This window comes from Brevibacterium sp. LAARM2_SD2 (assembly GCF_057364785.1).
In genome coordinates this window covers 1-13,719 of sequence record NZ_JBNFOM010000046.1, presented here as the reverse complement: position 1 = coordinate 13,719, position 13,719 = coordinate 1, and the positions used below count along the sequence as shown (strand labels likewise).

At 66.0% G+C, this 13,719-nt stretch carries 16 protein-coding genes; 5 read left to right on the top strand and 11 right to left on the bottom strand.

Features of this window, described 5'->3' with window-relative positions; genetic code table 11:
• Together AC2W7K_RS17775 and AC2W7K_RS17770 are read right to left on the bottom strand one after the other, a co-directional pair.
• On the bottom strand, positions 1–1,282 hold a 1,282-nt coding region (locus AC2W7K_RS17775; RefSeq protein ID WP_486006491.1), incomplete at its 3' end, for a DUF222 domain-containing protein.
• A gap of 520 nt (positions 1,283–1,802) precedes the next feature.
• The gene (locus AC2W7K_RS17770) at positions 1,803–2,771 is read right to left on the bottom strand and encodes a cytochrome c oxidase assembly protein (RefSeq protein ID WP_486006490.1); all 969 of its coding nucleotides are present in this window, start codon (positions 2,769–2,771) and stop codon (positions 1,803–1,805) included.
• Positions 2,772–3,094: 323 nt separating this feature from the next.
• Here AC2W7K_RS17770 and AC2W7K_RS17765 point away from each other — a divergent pair, with 323 nt between their 5' ends.
• The 3 genes from AC2W7K_RS17765 (at position 3,095) to AC2W7K_RS17755 (ending at position 6,123) form a co-directional block, all read left to right on the top strand.
• Entirely contained in the window at positions 3,095–3,661 is a 567-nt protein-coding gene (locus AC2W7K_RS17765) for a hypothetical protein (RefSeq protein ID WP_486006489.1), read from the top strand.
• Between the two features lie 125 nt (positions 3,662–3,786).
• Positions 3,787–4,482, top strand: a complete 696-nt coding sequence (locus tag AC2W7K_RS17760) for a hypothetical protein (protein ID WP_486006488.1) — start codon at positions 3,787–3,789, stop codon at positions 4,480–4,482.
• A 198-nt stretch (positions 4,483–4,680) separates the two neighbouring features.
• Complete coding sequence (locus AC2W7K_RS17755) at positions 4,681–6,123, top strand: FAD-dependent oxidoreductase (protein ID WP_486006487.1); 1,443 nt, start codon at positions 4,681–4,683, stop codon at positions 6,121–6,123.
• Here AC2W7K_RS17755 and AC2W7K_RS17750 read toward each other — a convergent pair.
• Both AC2W7K_RS17750 and AC2W7K_RS17745 read right to left on the bottom strand, forming a co-directional pair.
• Positions 6,098–6,793, bottom strand: coding sequence for a hypothetical protein (locus tag AC2W7K_RS17750; protein WP_486006486.1), 696 nt, complete (start codon positions 6,791–6,793; stop codon positions 6,098–6,100). The two genes, AC2W7K_RS17755 and AC2W7K_RS17750, sit on opposite strands and share 26 nt — an antisense overlap.
• Before the next feature lie 103 nt (positions 6,794–6,896).
• Positions 6,897–7,484: a hypothetical protein gene (locus AC2W7K_RS17745; protein WP_486006485.1), complete on the bottom strand. Its 588-nt coding sequence runs from the start codon at positions 7,482–7,484 to the stop codon at positions 6,897–6,899.
• 165 nt (positions 7,485–7,649) lie between these two features.
• Here AC2W7K_RS17745 and AC2W7K_RS17740 point away from each other — a divergent pair, with 165 nt between their 5' ends.
• Positions 7,650–8,369 (top strand): PIG-L deacetylase family protein, encoded by a 720-nt coding sequence (locus AC2W7K_RS17740; protein WP_486006484.1) that lies wholly within the window; start codon positions 7,650–7,652, stop codon positions 8,367–8,369.
• A 3-nt stretch (positions 8,370–8,372) separates the two neighbouring features.
• On the opposite strand, the gene tpx is transcribed toward AC2W7K_RS17740, so the two are convergent.
• The 6 genes from tpx to AC2W7K_RS17710 form a co-directional block, all read right to left on the bottom strand.
• Complete coding sequence (tpx, locus tag AC2W7K_RS17735) at positions 8,373–8,873, bottom strand: thiol peroxidase (RefSeq protein ID WP_140955665.1); 501 nt, start codon at positions 8,871–8,873, stop codon at positions 8,373–8,375.
• Positions 8,874–8,988: 115 nt separating this feature from the next.
• Entirely contained in the window at positions 8,989–9,900 is a 912-nt protein-coding gene (locus AC2W7K_RS17730) for a DUF368 domain-containing protein (protein ID WP_486006483.1), read from the bottom strand.
• A 179-nt stretch (positions 9,901–10,079) separates the two neighbouring features.
• Positions 10,080–10,595: a DinB family protein gene (locus AC2W7K_RS17725; protein ID WP_140955663.1), complete on the bottom strand. Its 516-nt coding sequence runs from the start codon at positions 10,593–10,595 to the stop codon at positions 10,080–10,082.
• Positions 10,592–11,029, bottom strand: a complete 438-nt coding sequence (locus AC2W7K_RS17720) for a VOC family protein (protein WP_486006482.1) — start codon at positions 11,027–11,029, stop codon at positions 10,592–10,594. Before AC2W7K_RS17720 ends, AC2W7K_RS17725 begins: the two co-directional genes overlap by 4 nt.
• 130 nt (positions 11,030–11,159) lie before the next feature.
• Entirely contained in the window at positions 11,160–11,978 is an 819-nt protein-coding gene (locus AC2W7K_RS17715; protein WP_486006481.1) for a thioesterase family protein, read from the bottom strand.
• A gap of 36 nt (positions 11,979–12,014) precedes the next feature.
• Entirely contained in the window at positions 12,015–12,233 is a 219-nt protein-coding gene (locus AC2W7K_RS17710) for a hypothetical protein (protein WP_486006480.1), read from the bottom strand.
• A 41-nt stretch (positions 12,234–12,274) separates the two neighbouring features.
• Between AC2W7K_RS17710 and AC2W7K_RS17705 the strand changes: the two genes are divergently transcribed.
• Positions 12,275–12,823 carry a GNAT family N-acetyltransferase gene (locus tag AC2W7K_RS17705; protein ID WP_486006479.1) on the top strand — a complete coding sequence of 183 codons (549 nt, stop codon included), beginning with the start codon at positions 12,275–12,277 and terminating at the stop codon, positions 12,821–12,823.
• A gap of 149 nt (positions 12,824–12,972) precedes the next feature.
• Here the strand turns inward: AC2W7K_RS17705 and AC2W7K_RS17700 are convergent.
• On the bottom strand, positions 12,973–13,719 hold a 747-nt coding region (locus AC2W7K_RS17700; RefSeq protein ID WP_486006478.1), incomplete at its 5' end, for an LPXTG cell wall anchor domain-containing protein.

Sequence of the window (13,719 nt, the reverse complement as noted above, 5' to 3'; positions counted from 1 at the left end):
CGGCTTGGGCATGGATGACGAGCTCGACAGCACGAGCCTTGAGTTCGTCGGTGTATTTCACTGGCAAGAGAGAATCTCCTTCTTCCAATCTCCCTGCCTCTATTATCCCCGGGGCATGACACAGCATCCGATTAAAGATCGCACGAATATCAGCCACCCGCACCGTCGGCGCATAGGCGACGAGGCGTTTCTCCACATCCGCCCGCTGCTCGGCACTCACCCAGTCAGGCAGGGCGGCCAGGCAGTCATCAATGGTCTTCGCCTGCCCCGCCGACAACGCACCCGTGTGCAGGGCTTCGGAGACTTCGGGACACAAGGGTTTCAGGGCCTGCCCGGCCAGATCCACCCGCCCACCAAGGTTCTTGGCCATCTCGGCCCGCCGGTGGGCTTCTGTCCGGGTGAGGTTGAGTCGGTCCTGGATGAGGGACTTCGTGTCCTTCGCCCCCGTATCCGCCGGTGTCCCCACCCGGTCGTAGACGGACAGGGCGAGGATCGACAGGGCTTCCGAGACCCGAGAGAGGGCTTCGGCCCCGTCGACGAGGAGGAGTGCCTCGTCGGGTCCCATGGGTTTGTCGAAGGACCGCAGTTGGGCATCGAGGTGCATGAGGGTGGTGATGCCGGTGGTGACTTCCGGGGCGAACGCGGACAGGTCCGCCCACGCCCTGCCGGTGAAGAGGGGGTGTCGGCTCACCCAGGCGGGCACGTCGGTGTCCCCGTCCAACGCGGCAGCCGCCGCAGCGATCTCAGCGATCTCGGTCTCAGCGCGGCGCTGTTCCTCGTCCTCGACTGACGGGGCATCCGTCGGAGTCGAATCCCCACCGGCGGCATCAGTGGTGTGGCGGCGGGCCACAGGACGGTCATGCTCGGTCACGGGACCGTTTGCGGCATCGTAGGCACCACCGGTGGCATCGTCGTAGCCAGAAGGCTCGTTGCAACGCCCGTTGGCGCTCGTAGGGTCAGCACCGGCGGAACCGAGTTGGTCAGCATCACTACCGTCGACGGCATTGTCATCACTGTCGTCGTCGACGTTATCGAAGTAGGTGCTCTCCGGCTCGGGTTCGGGATCCTCGGCGGGTGGGGCGGAGGCGAGGCCGGCGAAAGTGTCGGCGAGGGGGTGTCCGGTGAGGTCGATGCCGGCGTTGGTGAGCTGATCGAACAGCGACTCGGCGTTCGGGGTGTCACCAGAACATGGGGAGGACTCCGGCGCCGAAGGCCCGCCCGTATGCGCACCCGCGGCGTCGTTGCCGGGGGTGGGGTGCTTGCGGCTCGGGGTGAGAGTCATGGTGCTCAGGGGTCCATTCGCCATTGTCCATGTCTTGTGACCTATTATACACCTGTGTGGAGTGTGTCAAGATGTTTCTTTGTTTTTTTGTTCGACTATTTTTCGGTGTTCTAGGTGCTTCGATTCCTAGAGCAAGCAGTGTTGTCTCAGTGCCGATGTGTGTCGCGACATCTGTGTCAGCAGAGGTTCGTGTGCGCCGGGGTGGGTCAACGCTACAGGTCGGCACAGACACGACCACACAACAGACACGTCCACACGAGAGACGTCTGCCAGGCTCGTGACAGCAGTACGCGCCGACCGTTGACGACGGCGGTTCGGGCAATGAATGCTGGACGAGTAAGCACCGCTGGTCGGACGATGACCGCGGGTCGAACAATGCCCGCCGGTCGAATAACGACCGGCGATCGAACAATGGCCCATGGTCGAGCCGCTAACCCAGCGATCGGCAATCGAGCGGCGAACTCAGCGCTTGGCAGTCGAGGCGCAGACTCAGTCAGCGCTCAACGGCCGACCCGCGAACTCAGCGCTCGGCAGTCGAGCCGCGGCCCTCACTCTCGGCGAGCTGTCGGAGGTAGTCGTTGTAGGCGTCCAGCTCCTTGTCGCCGTGCATCGCAACTTCACGGTCACGGATCTTGTTGTTCTTCGACTCCTGACGGAACCACGTGATGAGGATGATGAGGAGAATGATGACGGCAGGACCCTCGCCGTACGCCCACGCAATCCCACCGGCGAGTTTCTGATCTTCCATGGGGTCGATCCCCCACCTCGGCGGGAGTTGGGCGAACCGATCGACCAAGGGCAGCGCCGCCATCATGACGATGACACCGAAGAACGCGTGCAGACCGGCCTCCATGAAGGAATGGAAGATGCGGACGACGTGCGATTCGGGGACGGGAAGCGGGTCGGCAGGGATGAGCGTTGCGTTGAAGACGATTCCCGTGAAGAGGAAGACGAGTTCGAGCGCGATGTGGACGCCGATGCCCTGGTTGAAGACCCAGCTCGCGGCGTCGGAGAGATAGAGGCCATAGAAGAGGGCGAGGAACAGCGGGATCGAGAACAGCGGGTGGACGATGATCTTGCCCGGCCACGATCGCAGGCCGAAGATGGCCGTTCTCAGGACCATCCGGCCCGGCAGATTCCGCGGTGTCGAGCGGAGCAGGAGCGTTCCGGGAGCGCCGAGGAGGAGCAGCGGTGGCACGGCCATCATGAGGGTCATCTGCTGGAACATGAATACCGAGAACATGACCTGGCCGTAGCCCTCGATCGCCAGTCCCATGGTCGCGGCGAGGAGCAGGCAGCCGAGGAGGAACAGGATCCCCCGCCATGCCGGCCACGGGCGCTTCTGGACGGCGAGACGGATCCATCCGATGACGTAGGCGAGAGCGACGAGACCCGCGATGACGGGTATGACGGGTATCGGCTGCAGGTCGAAGCCGAGAAATGCTTGCAGGGACGGCGTTGCGGTCGGAATCCACGCCAGGTCAGTCATGTTGCGTACGGCACCTATCTCACACGGGTCTCGCTGTCTCAGCGAGTAGGTCTGACGACTAGGTTACTCCCCTGTCAGTGCCGGCGAGTGAACAGCCGACTCGTGAGCAGGTTATCCACAGATTCAACTGCATCTGTTCTCAATCCATGAGTTCTCGCATAATGTGGGACACCCTGGCGCCTGGCCATCAGAGGTGCCGTCGGCACGAACCGCAGTGTCAGCATCACGGACCACAGAGGCGTGGAATGAGAACCGGAATCGCTACACCAGCTCGTCGAACCACCATACGTCGCCGTCTCCGCACGGTTGCCGCAATCGCGGCTGTGGCAGCCCTCGGCGCGGTCATCTCGGGGTGCGAGGACAACTCTCCCGTTGCAGCGCCGACGTCAACTCTTCCTGCGGCAGATCCCTCGGCCGGAGCGTCGACGCCGACCGTGCCCGAGTACACCACCGACCTCGACCTCAACGATGACGAGAAGAAGGCGGTCGACGGGGCGCTGGTGGCGTTCGAGGGGTTCTGGACTTCGGTCAATGAAGCGTACTCAGGTGACTTCGGTGCGATAGATGAGTTCCCAAAGTACGCAAGCGGCGAAGCTCTCGAATCAATTGAGAGTGAGGCGGAGTCTATAAAAACGGATGCCGCGACGTTCGAGGGCGAGATCGTTCCGTCGTCCGTAAGTGTCTATGACGTTGTCGTGGATGACGGTAATCCTGATGCCTCTAGCGTTGTAGTGCAGTTCTGTGTTGACACCTCGAAGTGGACGTACACAGAAAGTGGCAATTCGCCTACGACGAATCCTGACGGAAAAGTCACAATGGAGCACAAGATCGGGCGCGAGGGCGAAGCTTGGAAGGTCAATGAGCAGGCCCTGTGGGAGCGAACGTGTTGACTGTTTACCGATCACTCCGTGTTTCGACGTTCATAACGTTTCTCGTTGTCGTACTCACTCTGAGCATTGCTAATCCAGCTGCAGCCGGTCCTGGTTGCTCAATTGGCGACACAAGCAAGTGCGACGTGATCAAACCACCCGCTCCCCCAGGTCCACCCGGCGGAGGCGGCGGTGACGGAGGAGGCTCCGGTGGCGGTGGCGGCTCTGGCGGCGGCGGAGGCTCCGGCGACAGTGACGGAGACGGCCGCCCGGACTGCGTCTACGAAGAGCTCGGCTATATCTGCGCTGACCTGCCCGGAGGCGGTGGCGGAGGGGGCGGAGGAGGTCCGGCGCGACCAGCACCGCCGACGGAGATCCCCGAATCGCAGTTCCAGACATTCGACATCCCCGCGCCGACTATTCACGCCTGGCCCAAGGACTGGGCGGTCATCGGCAAACCCGCCGCCTTCTGGACGAATGCCGACGTCAGCTACATCGACATGACCCTCCTCACCTACGCCGTGCAGGTGAAGGTGACTCCGGAGAAGTACAGCTGGAACTTCGGCGACGGCACCGGCGCGACGACCACAACCAAGGGCTCGAAACCGCAGCCCGGCGACAAGCCGGAGATCGGCCACGACTTCCAAGAGGTCGGACCGACTACCGTCGAGATGACAACGACGTTCACCGGCGAATTCTCCGTCGACGGCGGCCCCTGGATCCCCATCGACGGCTACGCCTATGTCGCCAGCAATGAGCTGACCATCGACGTCTACCGATTCCACCGCTACCTTGTCGACGAGGATTGCAATGCGAATCCGAATGGTCCGGACTGCAATTGACCCAGTTGCAACTGAAGTGGAATCGTCCCGTACCCGCCCACGACACCTGCTGAATCGCCGTCTGTTCGCCCGTGCCCTCTATGTCCCTTCGCCCGTTCCAACGACGTCCGCCCGCACCCGCCGAATCGTCGCCAATTCACACAGGAAAACCTCAAGGCTCCCTGAGAGACTATCGCCATGGTTTGCCGACTCACCGAGTTGCTCGTTGACTCACACTGGCGCGTTGTCATCATCGGCGCAGGTCAGGCCGGTCTCTCGGCCGCGCACTACCTCTGGCGCGATGGTTTGAAACCTGGTCGGGACTTCATCGTCCTCGACGCCAGCGACGGCCCCGGCGGTGCCTGGCGGCAGCGCTGGGAATCCCTGACGCTCGGTTCGACGAATCACATCGCCGATCTCCCCGGCTTCCCCCTCGGCGCCCCCGACCCATCCGTGCCCGCATCCGAGATCGTCACCGACTACTACTCCCGCTTCGAGAAGGAACTCGAACTCTGCGTCGTCCGTCCCGCCGAGGTGGCCCACGTGACCTCCGACGACACCGGCACCGGACCGCTCAAGCTCACCGTCATGCTCGACGGCGAACGCCTCCACCTCACAAGCGACTACCTCATCAACGCGACGGGCACGTGGACCCACCCCTACGTCCCCTACGTTCCCGGGATCGCCGAATTCGAGGGCAAACAGCTCCACACCGCCCAGTTCCGCGAGGTCGAGGACTTCCGCGGCCTGCGCACTCTCGTCGTCGGAGGCGGCATCTCCGCCACCCAGTTCCTCCTCGAACTCGCCACCGTCACCGACACCCTGTGGGCCACCCGCCGTCCACCGAACTTCACCGCCCGCGAATTCGACGGCAACTGGGGACTCGAGGTCGAACGCGCAGTGCGCTCCCGCACTCTCGCCGGACTCCCCCCGGCCAGCGTCGTCCGCACCACCGGGCTGCCGCTGCGCCGCGAATTCCTCGACGGCGTCGAATCCGGAGTCCTCGTCTCCCGCGGCATGTTCGATGAGATCCTCCCCCACGGCGTGCACTTCCCGGCCCGGCCCGCTGAGGAGGCGGTGACCTCCGAGGGCCTCGGCCCCTCCCACAGCGACCGTCTCGCCCTCCCCCAGTCATGGCAGCCGTTCCCCGAGGAGCGCATCGAAGAGGTCGACGTCATCTTCTGGAACACCGGATTCCGCGCCGCCCTCAACCACCTCGCACCCCTCCACCTGCGCACCCGAGAGGGCGGCATCGCCATGGACACCGAGGTGGCCGTCCGAGACGATCACCGCATCTTCCTCGTCGGCTACGGTTCCGCGAGCTCGACGATCGGCGCAACCCGCGCCGGTCGCATCGCGGCCCGGGAACTCCTCAAACGCCTCGAGACCACCGCTGACGGCGGCTCGGCCGGCCAGAGTCCCGCACCCAATACCGCAACTGCGGACGGTCGAACGGCGGAAGCAGCTGCCGGCACCGCTGAGACGACCAGTCATGAGAACCTCAGCGCTCAGGCACCCGGCACCGAGGCGGCCGACAGTGACGCGGCGATCGCTGGCTCAACCCGCAACGACGAGTCCGTTCCCGCCGTCGCGCTCGACGCCGTACCTCAGGCTCAGCGCCGGGCCGGAGCGACCGTCAGTTCAGCCCCGGCGGCGGAGTGAGGCTCTCGTCGGCCAGACGCACCGTCGGCAGCATCGTCGCGAAGACGTCAGCGGTGGCCTGATCCTCGCTCTTGACGACCATCTCCAGCGTCACTTTGAACTGTCGACCCTCCACCTGCACACCGGCTGCCACCCCGTAGATCAGTGACTCCGAGGACTCGATCGACCGCATGTCATCGGGGCCGAGAGTGCCGGTGAACGTCCAGTACTCTCCCCCGGTCACCTGCCCGGTCTTCTCCGACGACATCTGGGATCCTGCCGAGTCGAAGGTCGCGTCCTGCGCTGACTTCACGACGTCGGCCGGAGTGATGTCGTCGTCTTCATAGCAGTTGACCGTCATGAGCGCGCCGGGCCCGCGCTCGAAGAGGCGGTACCCGTCGTATCCCGTCGAGTCGCTCCACTCGTCATCCATCGCAATCGCGATGGGCACCGGACACGACTGCCCCACGTCGATGGTCTGCTCCGTCATCCCCGGCGGAATCGCCCCGACACCGGACTCCGCGGACGGCGTCGACGTCGACCCATCGCCGACGCCCACCTTCACGGGCGCGGAATCACCCTCGTTCGTGCTCACCCGCATCGCTGAACAGCCGCTGAGAACCACGGTCAGCGCGAGAAGGCCGGTGGTCAGGGATCGCAGGGTCATCATCGGGCCTTCCGTCAGAGTCACCACCATCCTACCGGCGGGCGCCGCCTGCAGCCTCGCCTCAGACGCCATCGCCGGGCGACGTCAGCAGCGCATCCTCCGACGCCGATGCAGAGGACGGCAAAGCTCATCTCAGCCCCGGCGGCGGCGTGACCGGATTCCCCGCGAAGCGCACGGTCGGCAGCATCAGCGCATAGACGGCGGCCGCCTCGGCGTCGTCCTTCTTCGCTGCCATCTCAACACTGACCCTGTAGAGCCGACCCTCATCCCGCAGCCCCGCCACCGCACCATAGAACACCGACTCCGTGCCGCCGATCGAACGCACCGATGAGGCGCCCAGCTCTCCCTGAACGGACCAGTAGACTCCGCCCGGCATCTCGCCGACCTTCTCGGTGACGACGCGGGAGCCGGGGTCGGTGAGGATCACATTCATGGCCTCCTCGGTGACGGACTCCGGGCCATCGCCGCCCCAGGCATAGCAGTTGATGCTGATGAGGCGCTCCTCACCGTTCGCGTAGACCTGATAGCCGCTCACTCCCCCGGCGTCGGTCCAACGCGGGTCGACGGCGAATTCGATGGCGATCGGGCACTCGTCTCCGAGGGCGGCCTCGACCTCCTGCCACCCTTCCGGAATCGCGTCGGCGTTCCCCGTCTCCGGTGAGCCGTCACCGACGCCGACGGCCACCGGTCCGGAATCCTGCTCGGATGTGCTCACCCTCAGGGCAGAGCACCCAGAGGTGAGCAGACAGGCAATCAGCATCCCGCCGAGCAGCCGCCGAGGGGTCATCGTCACGCCTTCCGTCGCAGTCAGCAACATCGTACGGCACGGGCCACGGCCGGACCCTGGCGTGAATGCCGCCCGGGGCATAGCCTTGAGGACATGGCTGATCTCCCCCTCCTCGACGACTCCGACATCGACCGCGTCCTCTGCATCGTCGCCCACCCCGATGACATGGAGTACGGCGCCTCGGCGGCAGTGGCGAAATGGACCGGCCAGGAGAAAACCGTCGCCTACCTCCTGCTCACCGGCGGTGAGGCAGGCATCCGCACGATGCCGCCGGACCAGGTGGCTCCGCTCCGCGCGGAGGAGCAGGCGCGGGCGTGCAGCATCGTCGGCGTCGACGACCTCGAGATCCTCGAATTCCCCGACGGCATGCTCGAAGTCAACCAGGAGCTGCGGCGCGCGATCGCGAAGAAGCTGCGCGAGTTCAGGCCGGACGCCGTCATGGTGACGAACTGGAATCTCGAGACGGCGTGGGGCCTCAACCACGTCGATCATCGGGCGGCCGGCATCGCGACGGTCGACGCGATCCGGGACGCGGACAATCCGTGGCTGTTCACCGACCTCGCCGATTCCGGTCTGGAGGCGTGGAAGGCGAGTCGGCTGCTCGTCACCGGCCCCGATTCACCGACGGATGCGATCGAACTGAGCGCCGAGGATGTCGCCAAGGGCGTGGAATCGCTCGAAGCGCACACGGTCTACCTCGAAGCGCTCGGGGATCATCCCGAGCCGAAGGACATGATCACCGACATCTGCGCGAACACCGGCGCACAGGCGGGCGTCGAATACGCCCTGCCTGTGCGCGTGTACGAGATGTGAGGATCAGGCGCCGAGGGACGCCATCGCCGCATCGTAATCGGGTTCGGTGGTGATCTCGTCGACGAGCTGCGTGTAGATCACCGTTCCCGTGTCATCGAGGACGACGACGGCGCGGGCGAGCAGTCCGGCCAGCGGGCCGTCGACCATCGTCACGCCGTACTCCTTGCCGAAGGCGCTGCGGAACGCCGAGGCGGTGACGACATCGTCGATGCTCTCCGCACCGCAGAAGCGGGCCTGCGCGAACGGCAGGTCGTTCGACACGCACACGACGGTCGTGTTCTCGAGACTCGCGGCGAGTTCGTTGAACCGGCGCACCGAGGCGGCGCACACTCCGGTGTCGACGCTCGGGAAGATGTTGAGCACGACCCGGGAGTCGGCGAACTCCGAGGAGTTGACCTCGCCGAGGTCGTTGCCGACGAGAGTGTAGGCCGGGGCCTGCGTGCCGATGGCCGGGAGGTCTCCGGAGGTGTGGACGGGGTTGCCTTCGAGTGCTGTGGTCGCCATGCTTCGATCGCTCCTTGACGGAAGATGAATGGGTCGTTCCTCACTCTACGGCAATCGTCGTCGGCCTCAACCGACCGTCCAGCGCCGAGGCGAACCACCACCTCGGCGGGTCGCCTCAGTGGGCGGACGGCTTCGCGGCGAAGCGCTTCTCGACGATGATGAGGATGATGACGACGATCGCCCCGGCGACGGCGAGGAGCACCGGGCCGAGCACGGGGTCGTAGGGGGCGAGCAGGCCGCCGGCACCGTGCGGTTCGCCGTCGGAGCCCACCTCGGCGGCGGACTGCCACGGCCACAGAGCGCGGAGGGATCCGAGCATGAGTCCGGCCATGATGAGCAGCGTCCACCAGCGGTGATTGTGGAGGAAGTAGCGGAGGATGTTGACGAAGACGGCGAGGCCGACAACGGCGCCGAGGCCGAAGACGGCGATGTAGACGAGGTCGCGTTCGTCGACGGCCCGCAGAGTCGTCGTGTACATGCCGACGGCGAGAAGGAAGAACGAGCCGGAGACACCGGGCACGACGAGCGCGCAGATCGCGACCGAGGCGACGAGGAAGACGGCGATGAGCGGCGGGTTCTCCACCTCGGCGCCGCCGGCCAGCCCGGTCATCCAGAACGCCAGCGCGGCCGCGGCGATGAACGCGAGGATGCCGAGCGCGATGGGTTCGCGCCGCGTTCGGGGCGGCAGCATGAGCAGGGGCACGAGGATGCTCGCGGCGACGAGACCGAAGAACAGTCCGCGGGCGAGTTCGGGGTTGTCGGTGACGAATCCGGCCATGAGACCGGCGATGCTGAAGACGGCGGTGGCCATGCCGAGGAGGACGGGGATGATGAGGAACCAGTCGGTGCGCTTGAGCTCCGCGAGAGCCCCAGAGAGCCGATCGGGGCCGGTGACGAGCGTCTTCGCCGCCTTGACGACGTGTGCGGCGGAGTCGATGAGCTGGTCGTAGACACCGGTGACGAGGGCCACCGTGCCGCCGGAGACGCCGGGGACGAGCTCGGCGGAGCCGATGAGGAAACCGCGCACGAGGTCGAGGGGAATCCACGCCTTCGAACGGCGCGGTGCGTCAGTGGGCGTGCTGGTGTGATTGGGGGCAGGAGAAGTCAAGGGTCGCTTTCGTCCGACGACAGGGCATTGGATTCGCCTCTATCGTCTCACAGCGGTCTGCGCCCTCCCTGATCGCGCAGGTGAGCGGCCCGACCCGATCAGTCGCCGACGGCTCCGTCGATGCTCTCTCGGAGGAGGTCGGCGTGGCCGAGATGTCGGGCGTACTCCTCGATCATGTGGATGAGCACCCACCGCACATTCTGCACGCTGCCGTGGGAGCGGCGGCGCAGCGGTGTGCCGAGATCAGCGATGCCGGCGAGCACCTCCCGTGAGCTCTCGACCGCGCGTTCGTGGAGGTCGAGCAGCTCTTCAGGCGAATCGTCGGCGGCGCTCTCGAAATCCCAGTCGCGGTCGCTCCGCCAATCGATCGCCGCGAACGGCTCGGGCAGTGCCTCCCCCGCCGTGCGATCGAGGAACCACGTGTACTCGACGAGGCTGAGATGCTTGACGATGCCGCCGAGCGTGAGACTCGAGACGCCGACGGTGCGCCGCAGCTCCTCCGCGCTCAACCCGGCGACCTTCCGGCGCAACACCTGCCGTTGGTAGTCGAGGAATTCGACGAGTCCCTCACGCTCGTCCGGCTGGTCACGGGGTTCGTCCAGCGGCAGGTTCACCGGAGCTCCTCATTCTCTGCCTGGCGACTCTCTGCCTTGCGGCGACCGATGTCGAAGACGTAGCCCTCGGGGTCGGTCAGCGTCGTCCATTCGATGCCGTATTCGTCGAACGAGGCGACCTTCGTCGCTCCCAGCGCCACGGCGCGATCGACGTCGGCAGGATAGTCGGGGTCGTCGAGGTCGATGTGGAGAGGATTCTTCGCCACGACGCGACCTGCGCTCTCCGCGCCGGCACCCGGAGCGTCCCGGTCATCGACCTTGAGGAAGAGCATGCCCGGGGTCGGCGATGCCCCATCATGGATTCCGCCGATGCTCGCGACGAACTCGTCGGCACCCTCATCGATCTCGGCGTGGAGCAGCTCCGCCCAGAACAGCGACTGGGTTTCGACGTCAGTGCAGTCGAAGGTGATGCTCAGGGAGTTCAGCGAGGCCATGACACGTGGTCCTTCCTTATATGGTCGAGCAGTCGATGACGGGTTCCACCCTATGCCGCGGCACTGACGCGGCCGCCGCTGACCGAGATCCGCTGTCATGTGCCGTCTCACCCGGCCGCGAGGTGCGGGCTCAGGCGCGCGGCTGGCGCGCAAGCTGACGGGACTGGGCGACGAGGCGACCGGCTGAGTCCCACAGCTCGCAGTCCTCTTCGAACATGCCGCCGGCGATGTTGCGGGTCTGCACCTTCACGCCGATCCAGCCCGGTGCCGGGTTCGCCCGCACGTGGGCGGTGAGCTCCATCGTCGGCGCCCAGTTGAAGCGTCCGAGGTCGAACATCACCGGCGGGAAGGCGTCGAGGAAGGCGAGCAGCGCCAGCGGGTCGGGATCGGCGCCGTCGGCGAGCCTGATCCACCCTTGGAGGAGTCCGCGCCCGCTCGGGCGGCCCGCGGCGAATCCTGCGGTGGCGGGGTCGAGACGCATGTCATAGCGGAAGACGACGGGTGCGGAGTCGAGGAACTCCTGCGGTCCCTCGGCCATCGGAATGCAGTCGTCGGGGTCGGGAAGCTCCGGTGGCTGCGCGGAGGTGCCGACGTCGTCGGGAAGCGCGCCGAGGCTGCCGAACGTCGCGAGCGCAGTGATCCTCGGCCTCCCCTCCTGACTGAGATCGGCCCCCAGCGTCGCACTCGAGCGCCCGGTGCGGATGGTCCGCACTGCCACCTCGGCGGGCCCGGAATCACTGGGACCGAGGTAGTACGCGGAGATGACGAGCGGATCCGGCGTGGCGGGAACGGTCTGCGCCATCGCTCGACCGATGACGCCGAGGAGGTAGCCCCCGTTGACGGCGCCACCGACCTTCCAGCTGCCGTCGAGGTCGGCGGTGAAGCGGGCGTCGCCACGCGGAGTCACTGCGGTCGCGTGGGCGAACTCGCTCTGGGTCTCTTCGGTCATGTGACCCACGTTACCAATTACTGATCGGTAGACAAGTCATCGCGAGCGACGACTTCGGCGTTCGTTGCCGCGGCGATAGTTCCCTGTCGCTCGCGCGAGCAGCTGCTGGTCGGCGGCATCGCTGCGACCGAGCTTGGGAATGAGTGCAGCGGCCTGACGGCCGCCGAGCTCCATGACGGTGCGGCCGCCGCGTCCGATGACGATGACTCCGGACTTCGTGATCCGGTAGTCGAAGGGATCGTCGTCGATGCTCACTGTCGCTCCCCATCCTGCCGTGACGGACTACCGTTGTCGCCATGAGCATATCCCTCGAGCCGATCGTTCCTGCAGGCCGCGATCGCGCCGCACTCATCGAATTCTTCTCGACGAACGCCTTTCCCTACCATGCGCGGGCGGGAGTGCGGTCGGTCGGTGAGGCCGCCGAGTTCGTCGACTCCGGTGGCTTCCTCGGCGATGACGGCGTCGCACTGTGGGTCGTCGACGCCGAGATGGGTCGGATCGGCCTCGTGCGCATCGACGACCTCGGCGCTGACACACCGGAGTTCGACCTGCGCTTGGCGGCGGATCACCGCGGCAGGGGCCTGGGCGAGTCGATCCTCCGCGCGGTGACGGACCATCTGTTCACGACCACCTCGGCGCAGCGCTTCGAAGGAATGACGAGGGCGGACAACGTCGCGATGCGGAAGGTGTTCGTCCGGGCGGGGTGGACGAAGGAGGCTCACCACCGGCGGGCCTGGACTGTCGAGGGAGGCGACCGGCTCGATGCCGTCGCGTATGCGATTCTGCGCGAGGAATGGGAGACCAGCGAGAGGATTCCGGTCGCCTGGGACGACCAACCGGACTGAGCGCAGAGACCGGGACTGAGCGCAGTGTTCGGAACTGCGTGCACAGATTCGGACACCGCGCAGAGTTCGGGGACAGCGAAGCGCCCCTGGTGATGTCCACCAGGGGCGCTTCTGCTGTACTCACGCGATCACTCAGTGATCACAGAGTCTCAGTTCTTCTTGACCCGACGCATCGTCAGCACCACAGCGGCACCGCCGACGAGGAGCAGGCCTGCACCGGCAGCGAGACCGGTGAGCTCGGCACCGGTGCGGGGCAGGTCGCCGCCGCCGTCACCGCCGTCCTTGCCACCATCGTCGCTGCCACCGCCGCCGTTGCCCTGGTCATCGGAGACGACCTTGAACGACCCGGTCAGGGGCGACTCGTCGTCGGTGTCGTTGGCACCGGTGACGGACACGTCGTACTTGCCGCGGTAGACCGAGGGGTCGGAGGCGCTCGTGCCGTAGATCGAGAATCCGGCGACGCCGTCGGCGTTCGCAGTCTCGGTCAGCTCGATGCCCTCGACGTTGTCGGGACCGGCGACGACCTTGAGCGTGACGGTCTCACCCTCGTCGAAGCCCTTGACGGTGATCTTCACACCCTTGTCCTTCTGGACGAAGTCCGTGTCGACGATCTCCTTCGGGGTGATCGAGATCGCGCGCTCAGCCGGAGCCTCGCCGCCGTCCTTCGAATCATCCGAGTCCGCGTTGGCGTCCTTCGCGTCGGCTGCGGCGTTGGCACCCGCATCCTTCGCATCGGCACCCGAGTCCGCGTTGGCGTCCTTGGCATCAGCACCGGCATCGGCTTCTGCGCCGGAGTCAGCCTCAGCACCGGTCGCACCAGCGTCAGCCTCAGCACCCGTGGCACCAGCGTCAGCCTCAGCACCCGTGGCACCAGCGTCAGCCTCAGCACCCGTGGC

Coding starts and splice junctions, on each gene's coding strand:
- AC2W7K_RS17770 (WP_486006490.1), bottom strand. CDS start 2,771: ATGACTGACCTGGCGTGGATTCCGACCGCAACGCCGTCCCTGCAAGCA.
- AC2W7K_RS17740 (WP_486006484.1), top strand. CDS start 7,650: ATGGCTGATCTCCCCCTCCTCGACGACTCCGACATCGACCGCGTCCTC.
- tpx (WP_140955665.1), bottom strand. CDS start 8,873: ATGGCGACCACAGCACTCGAAGGCAACCCCGTCCACACCTCCGGAGAC.
- AC2W7K_RS17720 (WP_486006482.1), bottom strand. CDS start 11,029: ATGGCCTCGCTGAACTCCCTGAGCATCACCTTCGACTGCACTGACGTC.
- AC2W7K_RS17715 (WP_486006481.1), bottom strand. CDS start 11,978: ATGACCGAAGAGACCCAGAGCGAGTTCGCCCACGCGACCGCAGTGACT.
- AC2W7K_RS17705 (WP_486006479.1), top strand. CDS start 12,275: ATGAGCATATCCCTCGAGCCGATCGTTCCTGCAGGCCGCGATCGCGCC.